Annotated in this window: 22 protein-coding genes; 7 read left to right on the top strand and 15 right to left on the bottom strand. The window is 67.3% G+C overall.

What is annotated here, in order from left to right:
- Nucleotides 1-20: 20 nt before the first annotated feature.
- The 5 genes from H4P35_RS20450 to H4P35_RS20430 form a co-directional block, all read right to left on the bottom strand.
- Entirely contained in the window at nt 21-965 is a 945-nt protein-coding gene (locus H4P35_RS20450; RefSeq protein ID WP_253855076.1) for a phosphate acetyltransferase, read from the bottom strand.
- Nucleotides 966-970: 5 nt separating this feature from the next.
- Complete coding sequence (locus H4P35_RS20445) at nt 971-3,538, bottom strand: DUF3141 domain-containing protein (protein WP_226846716.1); 2,568 nt, start codon at nt 3,536-3,538, stop codon at nt 971-973.
- A 177-nt stretch (nt 3,539-3,715) separates the two neighbouring features.
- Nucleotides 3,716-4,348: a glutathione transferase gene (gene yfcF / locus H4P35_RS20440; protein WP_062838772.1), complete on the bottom strand. Its 633-nt coding sequence runs from the start codon at nt 4,346-4,348 to the stop codon at nt 3,716-3,718.
- A gap of 103 nt (nt 4,349-4,451) precedes the next feature.
- Entirely contained in the window at nt 4,452-4,781 is a 330-nt protein-coding gene (locus tag H4P35_RS20435; RefSeq protein ID WP_056326667.1) for a DHCW motif cupin fold protein, read from the bottom strand.
- 61 nt (nt 4,782-4,842) lie between these two features.
- Nucleotides 4,843-5,328, bottom strand: a complete 486-nt coding sequence (locus tag H4P35_RS20430) for a GNAT family N-acetyltransferase (RefSeq protein ID WP_062838773.1) — start codon at nt 5,326-5,328, stop codon at nt 4,843-4,845.
- A gap of 162 nt (nt 5,329-5,490) precedes the next feature.
- Here H4P35_RS20430 and H4P35_RS20425 point away from each other — a divergent pair, with 162 nt between their 5' ends.
- The 4 genes from H4P35_RS20425 (at nt 5,491) to H4P35_RS20410 (ending at nt 7,896) form a co-directional block, all read left to right on the top strand.
- On the top strand, nt 5,491-6,432 hold the full coding sequence (locus H4P35_RS20425; RefSeq protein WP_223576541.1) for a DnaJ C-terminal domain-containing protein: 942 nt from the start codon (nt 5,491-5,493) through the stop codon (nt 6,430-6,432).
- Between the two features lie 2 nt (nt 6,433-6,434).
- Nucleotides 6,435-6,749, top strand: coding sequence for a chaperone modulator CbpM (locus H4P35_RS20420; protein WP_175155110.1), 315 nt, complete (start codon nt 6,435-6,437; stop codon nt 6,747-6,749).
- Between the two features lie 80 nt (nt 6,750-6,829).
- Nucleotides 6,830-7,552, top strand: coding sequence for an AzlC family ABC transporter permease (locus H4P35_RS20415; protein WP_370638936.1), 723 nt, complete (start codon nt 6,830-6,832; stop codon nt 7,550-7,552).
- Complete coding sequence (locus H4P35_RS20410; protein ID WP_226846714.1) at nt 7,549-7,896, top strand: AzlD domain-containing protein; 348 nt, start codon at nt 7,549-7,551, stop codon at nt 7,894-7,896. The genes H4P35_RS20415 and H4P35_RS20410 overlap by 4 nt, the downstream gene beginning before the upstream one ends.
- A gap of 15 nt (nt 7,897-7,911) precedes the next feature.
- On the opposite strand, the gene H4P35_RS20405 is transcribed toward H4P35_RS20410, so the two are convergent.
- The 4 genes from H4P35_RS20405 to H4P35_RS20395 all read right to left on the bottom strand — a co-directional run bounded on the left by H4P35_RS20405 (nt 7,912) and on the right by H4P35_RS20395 (nt 11,472).
- A complete protein-coding gene (locus H4P35_RS20405; RefSeq protein WP_226846712.1) occupies nt 7,912-8,568 on the bottom strand; it encodes a DsbA family protein in 657 nt (218 codons plus the stop codon).
- A gap of 98 nt (nt 8,569-8,666) precedes the next feature.
- Complete coding sequence (locus tag H4P35_RS20400) at nt 8,667-10,142, bottom strand: inorganic phosphate transporter (RefSeq protein WP_056326677.1); 1,476 nt, start codon at nt 10,140-10,142, stop codon at nt 8,667-8,669.
- An 83-nt stretch (nt 10,143-10,225) separates the two neighbouring features.
- Nucleotides 10,226-10,351 carry a hypothetical protein gene (locus H4P35_RS27185; protein WP_255357224.1) on the bottom strand — a complete coding sequence of 42 codons (126 nt, stop codon included), beginning with the start codon at nt 10,349-10,351 and terminating at the stop codon, nt 10,226-10,228.
- Nucleotides 10,348-11,472, bottom strand: a complete 1,125-nt coding sequence (locus H4P35_RS20395; protein WP_226846710.1) for a D-alanyl-lipoteichoic acid biosynthesis protein DltD — start codon at nt 11,470-11,472, stop codon at nt 10,348-10,350. The genes H4P35_RS27185 and H4P35_RS20395 overlap by 4 nt, the downstream gene beginning before the upstream one ends.
- 262 nt (nt 11,473-11,734) lie before the next feature.
- On the opposite strand from H4P35_RS20395, the gene mog reads away from it, so the two are divergent.
- The 3 genes from mog (at nt 11,735) to H4P35_RS20380 (ending at nt 13,678) form a co-directional block, all read left to right on the top strand.
- Entirely contained in the window at nt 11,735-12,367 is a 633-nt protein-coding gene (mog, locus tag H4P35_RS20390; RefSeq protein ID WP_180098093.1) for a molybdopterin adenylyltransferase, read from the top strand.
- A gap of 100 nt (nt 12,368-12,467) precedes the next feature.
- On the top strand, nt 12,468-12,806 hold the full coding sequence (locus H4P35_RS20385) for a hypothetical protein (RefSeq protein ID WP_056326686.1): 339 nt from the start codon (nt 12,468-12,470) through the stop codon (nt 12,804-12,806).
- Between the two features lie 5 nt (nt 12,807-12,811).
- Nucleotides 12,812-13,678 carry a peptidoglycan DD-metalloendopeptidase family protein gene (locus tag H4P35_RS20380; RefSeq protein ID WP_142053819.1) on the top strand — a complete coding sequence of 289 codons (867 nt, stop codon included), beginning with the start codon at nt 12,812-12,814 and terminating at the stop codon, nt 13,676-13,678.
- Between the two features lie 31 nt (nt 13,679-13,709).
- Here the strand turns inward: H4P35_RS20380 and H4P35_RS20375 are convergent, their stop codons facing one another.
- The 6 genes from H4P35_RS20375 to H4P35_RS20350 form a co-directional block, all read right to left on the bottom strand.
- Nucleotides 13,710-13,997, bottom strand: coding sequence for a hypothetical protein (locus tag H4P35_RS20375; protein WP_056326690.1), 288 nt, complete (start codon nt 13,995-13,997; stop codon nt 13,710-13,712).
- A 160-nt stretch (nt 13,998-14,157) separates the two neighbouring features.
- On the bottom strand, nt 14,158-14,421 hold the full coding sequence (gene infA / locus H4P35_RS20370; protein WP_006221179.1) for a translation initiation factor IF-1: 264 nt from the start codon (nt 14,419-14,421) through the stop codon (nt 14,158-14,160).
- Nucleotides 14,422-14,940: 519 nt separating this feature from the next.
- Complete coding sequence (locus H4P35_RS20365; RefSeq protein WP_152382282.1) at nt 14,941-15,480, bottom strand: SRPBCC family protein; 540 nt, start codon at nt 15,478-15,480, stop codon at nt 14,941-14,943.
- Nucleotides 15,481-15,516: 36 nt separating this feature from the next.
- Nucleotides 15,517-15,969, bottom strand: coding sequence for a GFA family protein (locus H4P35_RS20360; RefSeq protein ID WP_056326694.1), 453 nt, complete (start codon nt 15,967-15,969; stop codon nt 15,517-15,519).
- 153 nt (nt 15,970-16,122) lie between these two features.
- The gene (locus H4P35_RS20355) at nt 16,123-16,638 is read right to left on the bottom strand and encodes a GAF domain-containing protein (RefSeq protein ID WP_226846708.1); all 516 of its coding nucleotides are present in this window, start codon (nt 16,636-16,638) and stop codon (nt 16,123-16,125) included.
- A complete protein-coding gene (locus H4P35_RS20350; protein WP_056326697.1) occupies nt 16,635-17,609 on the bottom strand; it encodes a tripartite tricarboxylate transporter substrate binding protein in 975 nt (324 codons plus the stop codon). The genes H4P35_RS20355 and H4P35_RS20350 overlap by 4 nt, the downstream gene beginning before the upstream one ends.
- Between the last annotated feature and the right edge of the window lie 25 nt (nt 17,610-17,634).

The following is a 17,634-nucleotide window of genomic DNA, read 5'->3' as shown; positions in this document are numbered from 1 at the left end:
CCGGGGGCAGGGAGCTGGCGTCAGGCCAGCGGTTTGGCCTGCTGCTGGGCAAGATGGTGGGCGTAGATTGCCGCCACCGCGCACGAGGCAAGACGCGAGCGCGGGCTGTCGGCGCGGCTGGTCAGGATGATCGGCACGCGCGCCCCGAGCACGATGCCGGCGGCTTCGGCATTGGCGAGAAACGTCAGGTTCTTGGCCAGCATGTTGCCGGCTTCCAGGTCGGGCACCATCAGCACCTGCGCCACGCCCGCCACGGGCGAACGGATGCCCTTGATGCGTGCGGCTTCCGGGCTGATGGCGTTGTCCAGCGCCAGCGGGCCGTCCAGCACGCCGCCGGTGATCTGCCCGCGGTCGGCCATCTTGCACAGCGCGGCCGCCTCGATCGTGCTGGGGATGCTGGGCGTGACCTGTTCCACCGCCGACAGGATCGCCACGCGCGGTTCGCCCAGTCCCAATCCCAGATGCAGGTCGATCACGTTGCGGATGATGTCGGCCTTGGTTTCCAGGTCCGGAAAGATGTTGATGGCCGCGTCCGTGATGAAGAGCGGCTCGGGATAGGTCGGCACCTCCATGATGAACACATGGCTGATGCGCCGGCCGCTGCGCAGGCCCGTCGTGCGCGCCACGACCTCATGCATCAGTTCGTCGGTGTGCAGGCTGCCCTTCATCAGCAGCGACGCCTCGCCGCTGCGCACCAGCGCGACCGCCTTTTCCGCGGCGGCATGGCTGTGCGGCGCGTCCACGATGCGGGCATCGCCCAGGTTCAGCTTGAACTGGGCGGCCGTGTCGCGGATCTTGCCTTCCGGCCCGACCAGGATGGGCCGCAAGAGGCCCAGGTCGCGCGCTTCCAGCGCCGCAGACAACGAGGGCTCGTCGCACGGGTGGGCGATGGCGCACGCGGCCGGTTCAAGCGTCTGCGCGCGTGCGATGAGTTTGTCGTAGTGCGTGGACGTCGGGAGGCTCATGGTTGTCAGGCCTTGGCGGGTTGACGGGCGGCAGCCGCGCGCTTGGCGGGCGACTTGGCGTCGTTGGACGCGGCTTTCGTGGTGGGAGCGGCCGGCTTGGTTGCCTGCTTGGCGGGCGACCTGGCGGCTTGAGAGGCGGTTTTAGAGGCGGTTTTAGAGGCGGTCTTAGAGGCGGCCTTAGAGGCGGCTTTTGCGGCGGTCTTTGCGACGGTCTTGCCCGCTGCCTTGGGCGCGGACGCCGCATTCACGGCCTTGCGCGCGGCGTCGGGATGCGGCCGGGCGGTCTTGCCGGGCACCTGCGCGGCCTTGTCGACCAGGTCGGTGACCGGATCATCCATCTTCGCGTCTTCGGCGCCGCGCGAGGGCTCGGCCTTCTGGCCCTGTTCGCGGCGCTGTGCGCGGCGCTCGGCCGCTTCGAAGATGCGCTCCATTTCGTTCAGGCTTTCGCGCGCCGCGTCGCTCAGCGGTTCGGCCGCTTCCAGCACGCCCTTCATGGCGTCCAGACCGGCGCGGATCTCGGCAGCCGACGAGCCGTCAAGCAAGTGCGGCATGGCCTGGATGGCAGCGGTCGAATCCAGCGTCATCATCAGCGCCTGCTCGCGGATGACGTCCTTGAATTCCTCCAGCGACAGGGCGTTGTCGGCCTCGGCGCGCATCTTGCGGATCAGCGCGAAGCTGCGCTCGTCCAGGCCGCCCTCGGCGCCCGACACGTACAGCAGCATCCGGATCGCCGCCACGCGCAGTCCGCCTTCCTGCAGCATCGAGCGCAGTTCCGCGGCGCGTTCTTCCATGAAGCGGCGATGCTCCGGCGAGACGCCCGGATGCTTGCGCGGCGGGCCGGACTTCGCGCCCAGGCCGGCCAGATCCTGCACCACGGGCGAACCGTAGACGCTCATGAAGGTCCGTTCGTCGGCCGAATCGCGCAGCTCCTGCCAGATGTTCAGGCTGGTCTCGATCATGTTCGAGAACATCTCCTGCGCGACCAGGAACGGATTCGTGGGCGAGGCCTGCTTGCGGTTCTCGCGCACCTGTTCGGCCACCTTGGCGATGGGCGCGATGACCGGGTTGCGGTCGGAGATCAGTTCGTAGGGCAGGCGCAGCGGGTGCATGCGCTGCATCCATTCGGCAGACTGCGGCGTGACCAGGGCGCGCAGCCAGGGCTGCACGAAGCTGCGGTACATGCCCAGGTTGATGTCGGAGATACGGGCCACCGCGGCAAAGCGCTGGTCGTCCTCTTCCTTGCGGTCGACGATGGCGCGTACGTCGTCCAGCTTGCGCTGTTCGAACGACAGCACGTAGTTGCCGTAAGCCAGGTCGGCGTTGGGCGTGTCCGGCGTCTTGTCGGCGATTTCGGCCTGGTAGATGCCGGGCGGCAGCACATCGATCATGTCGATGTTGGAGGTGAACTCCTGGTGCTCCTTGCGGGCCACGCTGCCGGACACGAAGATGCCCAGGTGGCCGATGCTTTCGTGGATGGCGTAGACGATGGTCTGGCCGTGGGCCAGGACTTCGGCCTCGTTCTGGTACAGGTCGGGAATCCAGCCCAGCGCCTGCGGGGGCGGGGTGATGTTGTCGCCCTTCGAGCAGAACACCACGATGGGCGAGCGGATGTTGCGCAGGTCGATGCGGATGCCGTCGGAGGTCACCAGACCCGCGGTCGCCAGGCGGTTGCCCACGAAGAGGTTGTCGACGATGTACTGGATCTCGGGGCCATTCAGGAACACGTGGCCGCCCCACCATTTTTCGAAGCTCAGGTAGCGGCTGGCCTCGGTGTCGACGTTGGCGTAGAGGTTGTACTGCTTGGACCACAGGGTGTTGGCCGGATTCAGGTTCTCGAAGTTCTGCACCAGCCAGGCGCCGTCGAACTTGCCGTTGCCCAGATCGCTGGTCATGGCCGTGAGCCAACTGCCGCCCAACAGGCCGCCGGCATAACGCATGGGATTCATGCCGCGCCAGCCCGCCCAGTACGACAAGGGCGCGCCCGCGACGATGATGGGGCCGAAGAGTTCAGGGCGCACCGCCGCGGTCATCATGATCTGCCAGCCCGCCTGGCAATTGGCCACGACGACGGGCTTGCCCTCGGCATCCGGGTGCAACGCGATGATCTCTTCCAGGAAGCGGGCCTCGGCCATCATCACGTCTTCGACGGTCTGCGTGGGCATGGGTTGCGGCAGGAAGGTCGCGAAGTAGCAGGGGTGCCCGGCACGCACGGCCACGCCGATCTCGCTTTCCGGCTTGAAACCGCCAATGCCCGGCCCGTGGCCGGCGCGCGGGTCCACCACCAGGAAGGGGCGTTTGATCGGGTCCGTTTCGACGCCGGCCGGCGGCTTGATCCGCAAGAGGCCGTAATTGACCGGCCGGGGCAGCTCGCGGCCATCGAGCACCAGTTCGAATTCCATGCTGAGCACGTTGGGCGCGCGCTTGGCCATGTGATCGTGGTACTGGTTGCCGCGCTGGCGCATCACATCGGCGTAAAGCACGCCGCGCTGCCAGGCATCGACGGCGTATTCATAGGCGGCCGTCCAGGGGTTCAAGGACGGGGCAAGCGTGTGATCGGTGCCGGATCCGGCCATGGCGATCTCCTGTAAATAGCTGCCGGCGGCAAATGGCCGCCAAGCCGGTCCCCAGTGGAACCGGCGGAATTGACCTCCCCATTACACCGCAATGGATGGTGCGGTGCAACATCGGAGCGTTTGCGGCAGGTCAATCGGGGCAGCAGGACGAAGCGCCGCCCTGGGGCAGGGATCAGTTCAACGCGCGGCGGCGTTGTGTTCCAGCCATTTCTGGACGGCGGGCCGCTGCCACTGCGCATCGGCGTAGGCGCGCAGCGTGTCGGGCAGATCGTCGTGCGCAAGGCGCTTGAGCATGACCGCCAGATCGGTATCGGCGATGCACCACGCATCGAACAGCGTCGTCTGGTCAACGCCGATCAGGTGATTGGCCACCTGGATCAGCTTGGCGGCGGCGGCATGGGCGGCGTCGGAAAGCGGCTGGCCCGTTTCGCCGTAGAACACGGTTTCGGTGGGGCGTTCCTGGCGCAGGGCGGCCAGGTCGCTGCGTAGCCAGGCCTGCAATTGGCGGGCGCGTGCGCGTTCGTGGATGCCGGACGGAAACAGGGCTGCGTGGCCGGGCGCGGGAAAGGCTTCGTCCAGGTATTCGGCGATGACGCTGGATTCGGTCAGGTTGAAGTCCGCATGCGTCAAGGCCGGCACCCGGGCCGTGAGCGCGCGGCACTGGAAGGGCTGCATGCGCTGTTCGCCGGCGCTCAGGTCGATGGGGCGCACTTCGAAAGGCAACTGCTTTTCGGTCAGCGCCACGTAGACCGACATGGCGTACGGGCTGAGAAACAGGGAATCGACGTATAGCGTAATCGGGGCGCCCAAAGCTTGTCTCCGGTCAGGCGGGGTAACGAATGGTCAGGCTGCGCGCGGCGTCTGGTTTGCAAAGCGTAACGCAAGTGCAATACAGGCGTGTCGCGCGGGCGCGTCAGTCGACGATGAAGAGCTTGGCGCCGGTTGCGGTGGACGAGCGGTGCGGTTCGGCCTGATCAGCGACCTGATAGCTCATGCCGGGCGTCAGGACGAACTGGCGGCCGTCTTCCAGTTCGGTGTGCAGTTCGCCTTCCAGGCAGAACAGAATGTGGCCCTTGGTGCACCAGTGGTCAGCCAGGTATCCGGGGGTGTATTCCACCATGCGCACGCGCAGGTCGCCGAAATGGCGGGTCCGCCAGTAAGCCATGCCGGTGTCGCCGGCGTGTTCGGTGCGTTCCACTTCGGACCAGTCGGTGGTGCCGAAGGGGATGTTGCTCATCTTCATCGTGATTCCTGCAGGGTCGGTCCGCCCCCGAATCCGGGGCGAAAAACACATACTACGCCATTCAGGCGGCCAGCTTTTTCTGCCAGAACATGGCGCGGCCGGTCGCATCGTCCAGCGCGTAGCCCTCGAAGCCCAGCTTGCGGTAAAGGCCCTGGGCGACGGTGTTGCCCTCCAGCACTTCCAGCGTGATCTTGCAGCAATCCATCTGGCGGGCGCGGTCCTCAAGCGCCGCAAGCAGCGCCTTGCCCACGCCCTGGCCCTGAAACCGGGGCGACACCGCCAGGTCGTGCAGGTTCAGCAGCGGGCGGCAGGCAAAGGTGGAGAAGCCTTCCACGTAGATTGCGACGCCGGCGGCCTGGCCGTCGATGCGCGCCAGCAACGCGCGCACGGTCGGGCGGCGGGCAAGCTCGGGGATCAGGTTGGCCTGCGCATGGGCCGGCAAGGGCGTATTGCCGCCCATGGGACCGCTGGCGTATTCGTTCAGCATTGCCAGCACCTGGCGGCCGTGGTCAGGGTCGTTGAAGTCGGCGTCGATGATTTCCAGCACGATCGGTCCTTTGGGGTAAGCCGCGCAAACCGACCATTATGCGCCTGGCCGCCAACTGCGCAATCGCATTGAAAAATCGGTCCATAACCCCTATCTTCTGGCTATTCAAGGCCGGATCCGGCTGTGCCGGACGCGGCCTCAACCCTCTACGTGAGCTGGAACATGGAGTTCAAGGACTACTACAGCATTCTCGGGGTGGAACAGGGCGCGTCCGACGACGACATCCGCAAGGCGTACCGCAAGCTCGCCCGCAAATATCACCCCGACGTCAGCAAGGAAAGCGACGCCGAAACCCGCATGCGCGACGTGAACGAAGCGTACGACGTGCTGCGCGACGCCGAAAAGCGCCAGGCCTATGACAACCTCGCGGCAGGCGTGTCGCCCGGCGGCGGCTTCCAGCCTCCGCCCGGCTGGGACGAAGGCTTCGAGTTCCACCGCGGTGCGGCGCCCGGCGACGAGGCGCAATTCAGCGAGTTCTTTTCGTCGCTGTTTGGCGGGCGGGGCGGCCGGCATGGCGCGCGGCAACAGGAATTCCGCGCGCGCGGCGAGGACCACCACGCCGCGATCGAGGTCGACCTGGAAGACGCAATCAAGGGCGCCACGCGCGACATCAGCCTGCGTTCCATGCAGATGGACGACCAGGGCCGCCCGCACATGCAAAGCCGCACGCTCAGCGTCAAGATTCCGGCAGGCGTGCGCGAAGGCCAGTACATCCGGCTGGCGGGGCAGGGCATGCCGGGCTACGGCGGCGGCGACAACGGCGACCTGTATCTGGAGGTGCGCTTCAAGCCGCATCCGCGCTATCGCGCCGAAGGGCGCGATCTCTACATGACGCTGCCGGTCGCGCCCTGGGAAGCCGCCCTGGGCGCCAGCGTCAAGGCGCCCACGCCGGGCGGCACGGTCGAAGTGTCGGTGCCGGCCGGTTCCGGCAACGGCCGCAAGCTGCGGCTGCGCGGACGCGGCATCCCGGGCGATCCGCCGGGCGACCTGTACCTGGTCCTTGACCTGGTGCTGCCGCCCGCCGACAGCGACGCCGCCAAGGCCGCCTACCGCAAGCTGCAGCAGGACCTGCCCTTCAACCCGCGCCGCAACCTGGGGGTCTGAGCATGAAAAAGATAGTGATCACCAGTGCCACCGTCGTGGGCAAGTCGCAGCCGCTCAGCGCCGACGACCTGGCCCGCGCCTGCGGCGCGGAAGTGGAATGGGTGGCACAACTGGTCGAGGTCGGCATCGTCAACGCCAGCGGCAGTGGCCCCTCGGACTGGCGCTTCTACAGCGTGGACCTGCAGCGCGCCCTGCACGCGCGCCGGCTCGAGCACGACTTTGGCGCGGGCCTGGACGCCGTGGCCCTCATCCTGGACCTGAGCCAGGAGGTGCGCCGGCTGAAGTCGCAACTGCGGGCATTGGGGGCGATGCCCTGAGGCCGCGGGCCACGCGGGCCACGCGATAGCGCGCGTGCGGCGCTAGGTAAAATGGGCGCCCGCCGCACCACGTAGAAGCAATGAGCGCCTTGGAGACTCCCCCCGACGCCGCGCGCGCCCCGTCCGGCAGCGCGCGCATCGATGGACTGAAATCGTGTCTGCCGGTCATGATCGGCTACTTTCCGGTGGCCGTGACCTTCGGTATTGCCGGCGTCGCGGCCGGCCTGACGCCGCTGCAGGTCGTCCTGATTTCCGTGCTGGTCTACGCCGGCGCCAGCCAATTCCTGTTGCTGGCCTCCATCAAGGCGGGAACGCCCTGGCTCTGGGTGGTGGCGCTGTGCTCGCTGCTGAACGCGCGGCACCTGCTCTACGGCCCGCTGCTGTCGCGCTTCCTGCCCGCAGCGTTGCGCGATCGCCTGAAGGTCGCCTTCCTGCTGACCGACGAAGTCTTTGCCACCGCCTTCAACCGCCTGCAGGCCGTCGAACCCGGCCGCCGCCAGGCGTGGATGATTGCGCTGGGCCTGGGCGCATGGCTGACCTGGATCGCCGGCACGGCCGTGGGCGTGTACGCCGGCGATGGCCTGGAGAAACACTATCCGATGCTGTCGCAGGTCATGCGTTTTGCGCTGCCGGCGCTGTTCATGGCGCTGGTGTGCCAGAGCGCGCGGCGCGGCATGGGATGGCCCATCCTGGCCGCCGTGGGCGGGGCCGGGCTGATTGCCGCGCTGGGATACACCAGCCTTGCCATCCTGGCCGGCGCGGTCATCGGCTGCGCCGCCTATCGCATGGGCAGGCCCGCATGAACACCCATGGCTTGGAATTCTGGGGCGCCGTCATCGCGATGGCGGTCATCACGTACCTCACGCGCGCGCTGCCCTTCATGCTGTCCGAGCGCAGCCGGCTGCTGCGGCGCCTGTCCCGCGAGGGCTCGGCCCTGTCCGCGCTGGGTCCGTCGCTGCTCGCGGGCATCGCGGCCGCCGTCATCGTGCCCGATCTGCTGGGCGCGGCAAACGAGGCGGCCCGCATCGCGCCGTACGTGGGCGGGCTGGTCGTCACCGGCGTCGCCGCGCGCCTGGTCAGCAACACGGGCGTCGCGGTGCTGCTTGGCATGGGCGGGTACGGGGTATTGCTGGCCTTGGCGGCCTAGCAAGCGCGCGAGGCGTCAGGCGCCGCCCTGGATGCGCGTTTGCAGATGATCGCGCCATGCGTCGGGGCGGCCCAGATAGCGGCTGGGTTCGAGCAGCGTGAAAACGCCATCGCGCTCCAGCGCCAGCGTCGGAAAACCCGTGCCGCCCACCTGCGCCAGCAATCGGCGGCTGGCGGCAATATGCGCGGCCGTCTCGTCGCCCTCAGCCTTGGCGTAGGCGGCGTCGAAGGCGCCGGCGTCCAGTCCGATATCGGCAGCCAGCGTGCGCAGCACGGCGGGGTCGGCGATGCGCAGGCCTTGGACGTAATGCGCACGTTGGAGGCGGCGCAGCAGGTCCAGGCCGCGGCCGGCCAGGCTTTGCGCGGCCAGGATGGCGGTGGTGGGCGGTTCCGAATCGAACACGGCCCCGGTGTCGCGTAGCAGACCGTCGAAGTAGTTCTTGCCGAACGGCTGGCCCGTCAGGCCGGCGATGCGTTCGTCGTGCGGCATGACATAGCGGCGCAGGGCGTCGGTGACCGGCTGGCGGTTGCTGCCCGTCATCATGCCGCCGCCATGGGGCTCGATGTGAAGGCCCTCAATGCCGCGGGCGGCCTCCACCAGCGGCGCGGCGCCATAGCACCAGCCGCAAAGCGGATCGAAGATGTAATGCAGGGTGGGGGAAGCGGTAGTCATGGCGCCATCGTAGACGGCGCGGGGCGCGGGCGCATAGGCCTGCGCAGTACCCAGAGTGTTGCAGCGGCCGTGCAGATTGCCTGCACGGCCGGATTTCATCAGCCGGTGAACTGCACGCCGATCCAGAAAAGGCCGGCGGCCAGCAGCATCGAGGCGGGCAGGGTCAGCACCCACGCCAAGAGGATGTTGCGCACGGTGTTGCCCTGCAGTCCGGACTTGTTGGCGATCATGGTGCCCGCCACGCCGGAGGACAGCACGTGGGTCGTCGACACCGGCAGGCTGAAGACGTTGGCCAGCCCGATGGCGCCCACGGCGGTCAGCTGCGCCGACATGCCTTGCGCGTACGTCATGCCTTGCTTGCCGATCTTTTCTCCCACGGTCAGCACCACGCGGCGCCAGCCGACCATGGTGCCCGCGCCGAGCGCCAGCGCCACGGCCACGATTACCCACAAGGGCGCGTATTCGGTGGTGGCGGTCAGGTCCGCGCGCAGCCGTTGCAGGTCGGCGGCCTCGCGGGCGGGCAGCCCTTCCAGGCGGGCCACCTTCTTGGCGGTGTCGTCCAGGCACAGCAGGTAACGGCGCACGTCGATGCGCTTCTGCGCGGACAGGTCGGCGTAGTTGGACACGCCGTGCAGGTCTTTTTGCAGCGCCATGATGGTCGGCACCGTCAGCGTGGGATCGCAGCGGAAATTGGCCGGCAATTGTTCCTGCATGTCGACGCGGCGCAGCGACAGGTAGTCGCCCAGCAGGGCCTCGTTGCGCTGGTAGAACACCAGCAGGTGATTGGCCGCGTCGCGCGTGCGTTCGATCTGGTAGGTGGTGCTGTGGGTGTCCAGCACGAAATTGGCGGGCACGATGCCGATCAGCACCAGCATGATGAGGCCGATGCCCTTCTGCCCGTCGTTCGAGCCGTGCACGAAGCTCACGCCCATGGCCGACAGGACCAGCACCAGGCGGTTCCAGAATGGCGGGTGCTTCTTGTTGTCGATGGCGCGGCGCTGTTCGGGCGTCTTGTGCATCTTGGACAGCGGCAGCCAGCGCTTGAGCGCCAGCAGCAGCAAGCCGGCCACGGCAAAGCCGGCGATGGGCGAGGCCACCAGCGACATGCCGATGTCGATGGCTTTGCCCCAGTTCACCCCTTCGCCCAGCGGCAGGTCGGTGATAAGCGCATTGGCCAGGCCCACGCCCAGGATCGAGCCGATCAGCGTATGCGAACTGGAGGCGGGAATGCCGAAGTACCAGGTGCCCAGGTTCCAGGCGATGGCCGCCGCCAGCATGGCGAACACCATCGCAAGCCCGCGGCCGGTATCGACATTGATCAGCAGTTCGACGGGCAGCAGATGGACGATGGCGTAGGCGACGCCCACGCCGCCCAGCAACACGCCCAGAAAGTTGAAGATGCCGGACAGGACCACCGCCAGGTGGGGCGGCATGGCCTTGGTGTAGATGACGGTTGCCACGGCGTTCGCCGTGTCATGAAAGCCGTTGATGAATTCGAAGGCCAGGACGAATGTCAGGGCCAGCACAAGACTGAGGCCAACCCAAAGGTCTAGGCCGTGGAAGAGGTCGAACATGGGGGAGGGGGCGAGGTTCCGGCGAGAATGCCCCGATTATTGCAGATTTATGACCTGTCCCTGAATGAAGCGGCCCCCAAATCTTAGAACTTCGAATATTGGAATTCGATCTCCATGGGTTTGCCCAGATTGGCGGAGGTATCCGCCTGGATGACCATCACGGCCAGGATGCCGAGATACAGCAGGCAGAGCCAGAGTGTTCGTTTCATGGGCGGAATACCTCGGCGATCTTCTGATTGACGCGCAGCCAGCCCAGCTCGCCCAGATGCTGCACGTCGCGCAGCGTGCCCACCTCGAAGGGCGCGTCATACATATCCATGCAGGTCATCGCGTAAGTCTGGCACAGGCCCGCGACCTGGCGCTGGACCGGGTCGAACCGGTCCAGGTCCTTGAAGACCATGGGGTGCAGGGGCTGCATGACGAACAGCGCATTGACCTCGTGCTGGCGCAGCAGCGCCATCAGGGCGGCCAGTTCGCGCAGTTCGTCGCGCCCGGTCAGGGGTTGCGGCTGGTAGGCGGTCTTGCCGCCGGCGGGGATGGTGCGCAAATATTTGTTGAAAAATTCGTCGCGCACGGCATAGCGGTTGTCCGTCATCAGCGCCTGTTCGGCGGCCTGGGCTTCGGCGGCCAGCGCGTCCCAATCCACGACGCGGGCCGCCATCGCCGGGCCCTCGCGCTCCGGTTCGGGGGCGGGCGCGGCATACGCCGGCGCCCACAGGCCCGCCAGGCGTTGGCGGAACACGTACGCCTGCTCGGCCGCCATCGACCAGTACACGCCCGCGTCCGCCTTGGCGTCCAGCCAGCGCATGACCTCGGTGCGGCCATCGGGCTGGCGCAGCAGGCGCGGCAACAGCGGGTTGGCGTGCTCCTTGAATTCGTCCGGTCCCAGTCCGCCGTCGCCATCAAACCAGCCGGGCGACAACATCACCACCACGCGTGAGGCCGGCGACAGGTCGTCAGCCAGCGCCGCCAGCACGAACTGCATGCCCAGCGACTGAAAACCCGAATGGCCGTACGCCAGGACGGGCATCTGCAGTTCATCGGCCAGGAAGCGGTAGGGCACGAAGCGCAGGTCGTTGCTGGTGAGCTCCGACGAGCCCAGGATCACCAGCCGGTCGCCCGTGCGCAGCGCCTGGCTGAGCCGCGACAGGTTGCGCGTCTGCTCGTCCAGCGTATTGCCCAGGTTGGGAATGTAGAGGCCCGGCGCGGCGGCCGGCACCGGTTCGGTCTTCAAGGCGAGCGTGTGCAGGGCCGCCCAGCCGGCCACGGCCGCGGCGGACAGGGCCAGCGCCGCGGCAAGCGCGTGCTGCCGGAGAGTGCGTTTAAACATGGAAAACCTGAAAATGCGCCGCGCCGCGATATTGGGCCGGGATTGTTAGCGGATGTTATCCAGCGCCCATGACGCGAACAAGCGCGGGAAACCCTGGGCGACGGGCGGTTTCCCCTTTTTGCGACACTTGGAGCCGCCGCCCTCGCCGCATGCCGCCCTACAGAATGCGATAGCATCGTTGTCGCGCGGCCGTCCGGCAAGCTACGGCGGCCGCGCTGCCTGCCGCCGCCGCGGCGCTTCATTGCCGGATTCCCGTTACGCCATGACCCACATTGCCCGCATCGCCCGCAGCCACCCCGACGAACTCGTCGTGGGCCTGGTGTCCGTTTCCGACCGCGCCTCCACCGGCGCCTACCAGGACCAAGGACTGCCCGCGCTGCGCGAGTGGCTGGGCGGGGCGCTGGCCTCGCCGTGGCAGGCGGTCGACCGGCTGATTCCCGACGAGCCGGCCCGCATCTCCGAGACCCTGATCGAACTGGTCGACGGCTGCGGCTGCGATCTCGTCCTGACGACCGGCGGCACCGGCCCGGCGCGGCGCGATGTCACGCCCGAGGCCACGCTGGCCGTCGGCACCAAGGAAATGCCCGGTTTTGGCGAACAGATGCGCCAGATCAGCCTGCGCTTCGTGCCCACGGCCATCCTGTCGCGGCAGGTGGCAGTCATCCGCGAAACGGACGGCCATGCCGCCCTGATCGTGAACCTTCCCGGCCAGCCCAAGTCCATCCGCGAGACGCTGGAAGGCTTGAAGGGCGACGACGGCGCCGTGCTGGTGCCCGGCATCTTCGCCGCCATCCCGTACTGCATCGACCTCATCGGCGGTCCCTACGCCGAGACGCGTCCCGAGGTCATCGCGGCCTTCCGCCCCAAGTCCGCCCGCCGACCGCCGCAGGCGTGAAACCGCCTCGGCCGGGCGATGCCGGGCCAAGGCGCCAAAAGACCGTGCGGTATAGTTGGCCGCCCCGATCAATCCCTACCGACCGAGAGTTTCCATCGTCATGAAGGCTCGTATCATCCTGTCCCTTACCGTCCTGGCTGCCCTGACCGCCTGCGCCAACGTCAAAGACGTCCGCGACCGCGAGCCCGTCTTTTACGGCTCGACCGCGCGCACCGCCCAGGACTACACGCAATGCGTGGCGGACGCCTGGAAGGGGCTGGGCGTCAACTTCGAACAGAAGCCGGTGCGCAATGGTTACGAGCTCATCCTGCACGGCAGCCTGGGCGTCGAGGCCGTCATGACGACGACCCACTGGCAGGGCAAGACCGAGACCCGCCTGTCCACGCGCATCGCCCGCCGCGACCAGACCATCATCGAACCGGCCAACCTGTGCCTGTAAGCCCCATGTTCGAACGCCGTGATGTCCTGCGCGCCGGGCTGGCCGCGGCCAGCCTGTGCCTGGCCTGGCCCGCGCGGGCGCAGCAGGGCAGCTACATCAGCCGCAAGCTCGACGCCCGCGTGCCGGGCGGGGTGGCCGTCCTGACGCTGGGCGACGCGGCCAGCGCGCCCGAGGTCACCTACCAGGACCGGCGCGTGCTGGTCGTGCGGGAACAGGGCAAGCAGTGGATCGCCGTGGTCGGCATCCCGCTCAGCGTGAAGCCGGGCCAGGAACACGTCCAGGTCAAGGACGCCGCCGGCACGCGCCAGGTGGCCTTCTCGGTGGGCGCCAAGGATTACGTCGCCCAGCACATCACGCTCAAGAACCGGCGCCAGGTGGATCCGAACCCGGACGATCTCAAGCGCATCGAACGCGAGCTGGCCGAGCAGATCGAGGCTTACCGCGGCTTTCGTGCCGGCGTCACGCCCAGCAACCTGATCCTGGACCGGCCCGTCAACGGCGGACGCCTGTCCAGCCCGTTCGGCCTGCGCCGCTTCTTCAACGGCCAGGAACGCAATCCCCATTCAGGCCTGGACTTCGCCGTGCCGGCCGGAACGCCCATCAAGGCGCCGGCTGCCGGGGTGGTGGTGCTGGTGGGGGATTACTTCTTCAATGGCAAGACGGTGTTCCTGGACCATGGCCAGGGATTGATCAGCATGTTCTGCCATATGTCGGCCGTCGACGTGAAAGTCGGCGACGAGGTGCCGCGCGGCGGCGTGGTGGGCAAGGTGGGTGCGACCGGGCGGGCGACGGGCCCGCACCTGCACTGGAACGTCAGCCTGAACGATGCGCGCATCGATCCGGCGATCTTCATTGGGGCGTTCAAGCCCTGACCAACGGTGGGATTGGGGGGGCAGGCCGGGTTCAGGCCTGCTCTGCCGCCAGCGCGATGCGCTTGAGCACGTATTGGTGCATGCGCTCGGCGTATTCCATCTGCTGCTGCACGCTGCGTTGGCCGGCTTCCTGGTCGTCCAGGCAGTTGTCGTATTTGGTCTTGGCTTCGGCGTAGGTCAGGCCGGTGTTGCGCAGGCTGTTGATGAAGGCCTCGCGCGACTGGCGCAGCAGGCGCAGGCCTTCCTCGCCCTTCGCGAATCTTCTTCGCGCCAGGGCAAGCTGGTCTGCGGCGGCTTGCAATTCTTCTTTCAGGTCCATCGTGCTTCGTGCGTATCCGGCCTGGCGTTGCGCCAGGCGAGGGAGCGCCATTCTTTCATGAACGGGCGTTCCACGCATTACGGCAGGACGCGAATCGGGCTTTAGGATTCGCGAAAAGTAGGTGCCGGGCGCCGGCATGAAGCCGGCCCGGGCGGCCGGCTTAGCGGCGGTATTGCTGGGGACGATGCGGGGCGGGAGCGCGTTCGTCCTTGTGGCGGAAGTTGATGCGGCCCTTGGTCAGGTCGTACGGGGACATTTCCAGGGTGACGCGATCGCCCGCGAGGATGCGGATGCGGTGCTTGCGGATACGGCCGGATGCGTAGGCGCCGACTTCGATGCCGTTGTCCAGTTTGACGCGGTAGCGGCTATCGGGCAGCACTTCGTCAACGATGCCATCCAATTCGATGAGTTCTTCTTTAGCCATGCTCTACTCCTTGATCAAAACGCGCAGCCATGCCGGCGGCATGAGGCGCCGCGCAAGGCGGCAAGCGCGTCGGACTCGGATAAACCGGTCCAGCGGTTTGAACGCAAAAAAACGTTCGGGCAAGCGTGGGTATGGGCCACGGCATCCGAAGGGATGTCTGAAATGGCGGATACTCGCGCCCTGAGGTAAGTGCGCGCGGTGCGCGCCGGGGTCGCGGCGTGGGTGCTGCGGGCACCTGGCCGGAAGAAGCGGGGTTGCAGCGGTAGCGGCAACGCCTGGCGCCACGAGGACTGCAGCGGCGTGCTGGGCAGTGACGGGGGGCGCCCAATAAAAAACCGGATCTCGTTCGCGTCGCTGACGTTCATTCAGTAGCGCCCTTTGGTGGGCGCTACAGGTTGGCACGCAGGATGACCGAAGTCCGGTTTTTGCGGAAAAATCACGGTCTTATGTTACTGCAAAGCGGGCGGTTTAGCCAGCTTTTATGCCAGATCGGCCCGTGATAGTTGCGCTTGAACGACTCTAGCGCCGGGGGATGCGGCGCTGGTACTCGGCCTCCCAGGCGGCATTGGCCGACCAGAACGGGCCCGGATCGCGCCCGGCCAGCCGGGCCGCGAGCACGTTCAGATGCGTGTGCCAGCCGCCCGCCACGTCGACCATGTCGTCCCGGGTGGCAAGCTTGCGGTGAGTGAGGACGAGCAGGGCGGAATCTGCTTTTGGGGACAGTTCGAACATCACCTCGGATGGCGCGCCCGTCGATCCGCCCCAGGTGTAACTCAAGAGGTGCGGCGGTTCGCACCGGGTGATGAGGCCTTGCGTGGTGAGGCCTTCCTCGTAGGGCTTGTAGGCCTCGGGCGTCGGTTCGCGCACGGAGGACAGGTCGGCATGCAGGAACCGCAGCGTGACGCCGCCCCCTTCCATCAGGTCCATGTCGCCTGAAGCCAACCACTGGCCGCGCTTGTCGGATTCGGTCAGCCAGGCCCACACCTCGTCCACGCTGGCCGGCAGCGTGCGCGTGAAACGCAGGGTGGTGGGATCCAGTACGACGCCAAAGTCGCTCATATCAGTCTCCTGTGAAGTCCGGAGCCGGACGTGGGTTCATCTTCCGTGTGAAAAGGTCAGTGGCGGCACCTGCGGATCGTGCTCGGGCGCTTCGTCCATGGCGCCGGGATGCTGGGGCAGCGCATCCGTGATGTCGTACCACGGCGCCTTGCTGGCGACGTGGTAATGCGCCTCGGGCTTGACGCCCGGATCGTCGTCCAGCGGGCCCAGCGGCAGGCCGTAGACGTCGGGCGTCTGGTCAAAGCGGCTGAGCAGGGGCGTGCCGCAGGCCTCGCAGAAGCCCCGGTAGTTGCCGGGCGACGAGGCGTACCAGGTCACGTGGTCTTCCCCCTGGGTCCACGCAAAATCCTTGGACTGGACCGTTGCGCGGCTGCGGAAGGCCGCGCCATGCGTCTTGCGGCACATCACGCAATGGCAGTTCAGGGCATCGGTCAGCGGACCGTTGATCTCGTAGGCGACACGGCCGCAGAGGCAGGAACCTTTGATCATGATGAGCGCCAGGCAGGTTGGGGGAATAACCCCAATATACCCGCGGCGCCGGGCGTCGGCTCCCGCTTTTGCGCCGGATGTCTTTCAGATCGTTGCTGCGTCGGGGTTCCCGCCGGATGCCGGGCAACGCGCGGCATCCGGTCCAGGCAGCGGTCAGGCGGCGCGCTGTGCCGCCTGCAGCGCCTGGAACGCGGGCAGGGCCAGGAGGGCCGCCAGCCGTGCCGCGTCAATGTCCGCCTGCGTCACCGCGGCGCGCGGCATCAGGAAGTTGACGGTGCCCAGGCACGCGCCGCCATAGACGACGGGCACGTTGATGACGGATTTCAAGCCCAGTTCGCGGATGGCGTCGTGGTCGTTGAAGAACTCGCGGATGGCGTCCTCGCCCTGGCCGACGAACACCTGCTGCTCGAGCAGGACGTGCCGGCCCCAGGCCGTGCCGGTCTTGTCCTTGCTCCCGCCCGGCGGGTAGGCCCGCGGGTTCGAGCTATACAGCCGCACCACGCGCATGGCGCTGGCGTCGTAACGATTCACGGTGCACAGCGTGTGCGCGAGGGCGAGGCCGGCGTAGGCATCGATGGCCTGAAAGGCCGCCTGCGCATTGCCCTGCGCGTACGCCTGGCCGATGGCTTGCACGCCCGTGGCGGCCGGGCTGAGGGCGTGGTCCGTCATTCCGCGGTGATGCCCAGTTCTTTGATCAACTTGCCGTACTTGTCGGCGTCGCGCGCCAGGATCTGGCCGAACTGCTCGGGCGTGGTGTCGGTCAGCAGCACGCCCATGTCGCCCATCTTCTTGATGACATCGGGCCGCTTCAGAATCACGTTGATCTCGCGGTTCAGCCGGGCCGTCAGTTCGGGCGGCATGCCGGCCGGGCCAAACGCGCCGTACCAGACCGCCAATTCATAGCCGGGCAGCGTTTCGGCCACGGTGGGCACATCGGGCAGCAGCGGCGAGCGCTGTTCTTCCGTGACGGCCAGCAGCTTGAGCTTGCCCGATTGCACGTGCGGCAGCGTCTGCGTGCCGGCGCTGAACAGCACCTGCGTGCGCCCGGCCACGGTGTCCAGCACCGCAGGCGCGCCGCCGCGGTAGGGGATGTGCATCATCTTCACGCCGGCGGCCTTCTCGAACAGGACGGCGCTCAGGTGGTTGGTGGAGCCCTGGCCCGCCGAGGCGTAGGCCACGTTGTCGGGATTGGCCTTCGCGTAGGCGATGAATTCCTTCAGGTTCGAGGCCGGCACCGACGGATGCACCACCATCGTGTTGGTCACGAGGGCCAGCTCAGCGATCGGCGTGAAGTCCTTCACGCCGTCGAACGGCATGTTGGAATAGAGCGCCTGGTTCATCGTGTGGGTGCTCATCGAGCCCACCAGCAGCGTGTAGCCGTCCGGCTTGGCGCGGGCGACGAACGCCGTGCCGATATTGCCGGACGCGCCCGAACGGTTTTCGACGATCACGGGCTGGCCCAGCGATTGCGTCAGGCCTTCGGACAACACGCGCGCCAGGATGTCCGTGGAGCCGCCGGCCGCCCACGGCACGACCAGCGTGATGGGCTTTTCGGGCCACGCGGCCTGCGAAAGCGCGGGCGCGGCCATCGCCAGCCCCAGCGCGAACGTGCGCAGCAGTCGTTTGAGTTGCAGTGTCATGGTGTTTACCCCTTGCGTAGTGTCC

The organism is Achromobacter sp. 77 (assembly GCF_020541125.1).
GTDB lineage: Bacteria > Pseudomonadota > Gammaproteobacteria > Burkholderiales > Burkholderiaceae_B > Achromobacter > Achromobacter mucicolens.
This window is presented reverse-complemented; position numbering and strand designations above follow the sequence as displayed.

What these genes read in the sequence shown, in the direction of transcription:
- H4P35_RS20385 (WP_056326686.1), top strand. Translation starts at nt 12,468, where the DNA reads ATGAAGGCTCGTATCATCCTGTCCCTTACCGTCCTGGCTGCCCTGACC.
- H4P35_RS27185 (WP_255357224.1), bottom strand. Translation starts at nt 10,351, where the DNA reads ATGAAACGAACACTCTGGCTCTGCCTGCTGTATCTCGGCATCCTGGCC.
- H4P35_RS20360 (WP_056326694.1), bottom strand. Translation starts at nt 15,969, where the DNA reads ATGATCAAAGGTTCCTGCCTCTGCGGCCGTGTCGCCTACGAGATCAAC.
- mog (WP_180098093.1), top strand. Translation starts at nt 11,735, where the DNA reads ATGACCCACATTGCCCGCATCGCCCGCAGCCACCCCGACGAACTCGTC.
- H4P35_RS20375 (WP_056326690.1), bottom strand. Translation starts at nt 13,997, where the DNA reads ATGGACCTGAAAGAAGAATTGCAAGCCGCCGCAGACCAGCTTGCCCTG.
- H4P35_RS20400 (WP_056326677.1), bottom strand. Translation starts at nt 10,142, where the DNA reads ATGTTCGACCTCTTCCACGGCCTAGACCTTTGGGTTGGCCTCAGTCTT.
- H4P35_RS20435 (WP_056326667.1), bottom strand. Translation starts at nt 4,781, where the DNA reads ATGAAGATGAGCAACATCCCCTTCGGCACCACCGACTGGTCCGAAGTG.
- H4P35_RS20420 (WP_175155110.1), top strand. Translation starts at nt 6,435, where the DNA reads ATGAAAAAGATAGTGATCACCAGTGCCACCGTCGTGGGCAAGTCGCAG.
- infA (WP_006221179.1), bottom strand. Translation starts at nt 14,421, where the DNA reads ATGGCTAAAGAAGAACTCATCGAATTGGATGGCATCGTTGACGAAGTG.
- H4P35_RS20350 (WP_056326697.1), bottom strand. Translation starts at nt 17,609, where the DNA reads ATGACACTGCAACTCAAACGACTGCTGCGCACGTTCGCGCTGGGGCTG.
- H4P35_RS20425 (WP_223576541.1), top strand. Translation starts at nt 5,491, where the DNA reads ATGGAGTTCAAGGACTACTACAGCATTCTCGGGGTGGAACAGGGCGCG.
- H4P35_RS20415 (WP_370638936.1), top strand. Translation starts at nt 6,830, where the DNA reads ATGAGCGCCTTGGAGACTCCCCCCGACGCCGCGCGCGCCCCGTCCGGC.
- H4P35_RS20450 (WP_253855076.1), bottom strand. Translation starts at nt 965, where the DNA reads ATGAGCCTCCCGACGTCCACGCACTACGACAAACTCATCGCACGCGCG.
- H4P35_RS20380 (WP_142053819.1), top strand. Translation starts at nt 12,812, where the DNA reads ATGTTCGAACGCCGTGATGTCCTGCGCGCCGGGCTGGCCGCGGCCAGC.
- H4P35_RS20445 (WP_226846716.1), bottom strand. Translation starts at nt 3,538, where the DNA reads ATGGCCGGATCCGGCACCGATCACACGCTTGCCCCGTCCTTGAACCCC.
- H4P35_RS20395 (WP_226846710.1), bottom strand. Translation starts at nt 11,472, where the DNA reads ATGTTTAAACGCACTCTCCGGCAGCACGCGCTTGCCGCGGCGCTGGCC.
- H4P35_RS20355 (WP_226846708.1), bottom strand. Translation starts at nt 16,638, where the DNA reads ATGACGGACCACGCCCTCAGCCCGGCCGCCACGGGCGTGCAAGCCATC.
- H4P35_RS20365 (WP_152382282.1), bottom strand. Translation starts at nt 15,480, where the DNA reads ATGAGCGACTTTGGCGTCGTACTGGATCCCACCACCCTGCGTTTCACG.
- H4P35_RS20410 (WP_226846714.1), top strand. Translation starts at nt 7,549, where the DNA reads ATGAACACCCATGGCTTGGAATTCTGGGGCGCCGTCATCGCGATGGCG.
- H4P35_RS20405 (WP_226846712.1), bottom strand. Translation starts at nt 8,568, where the DNA reads ATGACTACCGCTTCCCCCACCCTGCATTACATCTTCGATCCGCTTTGC.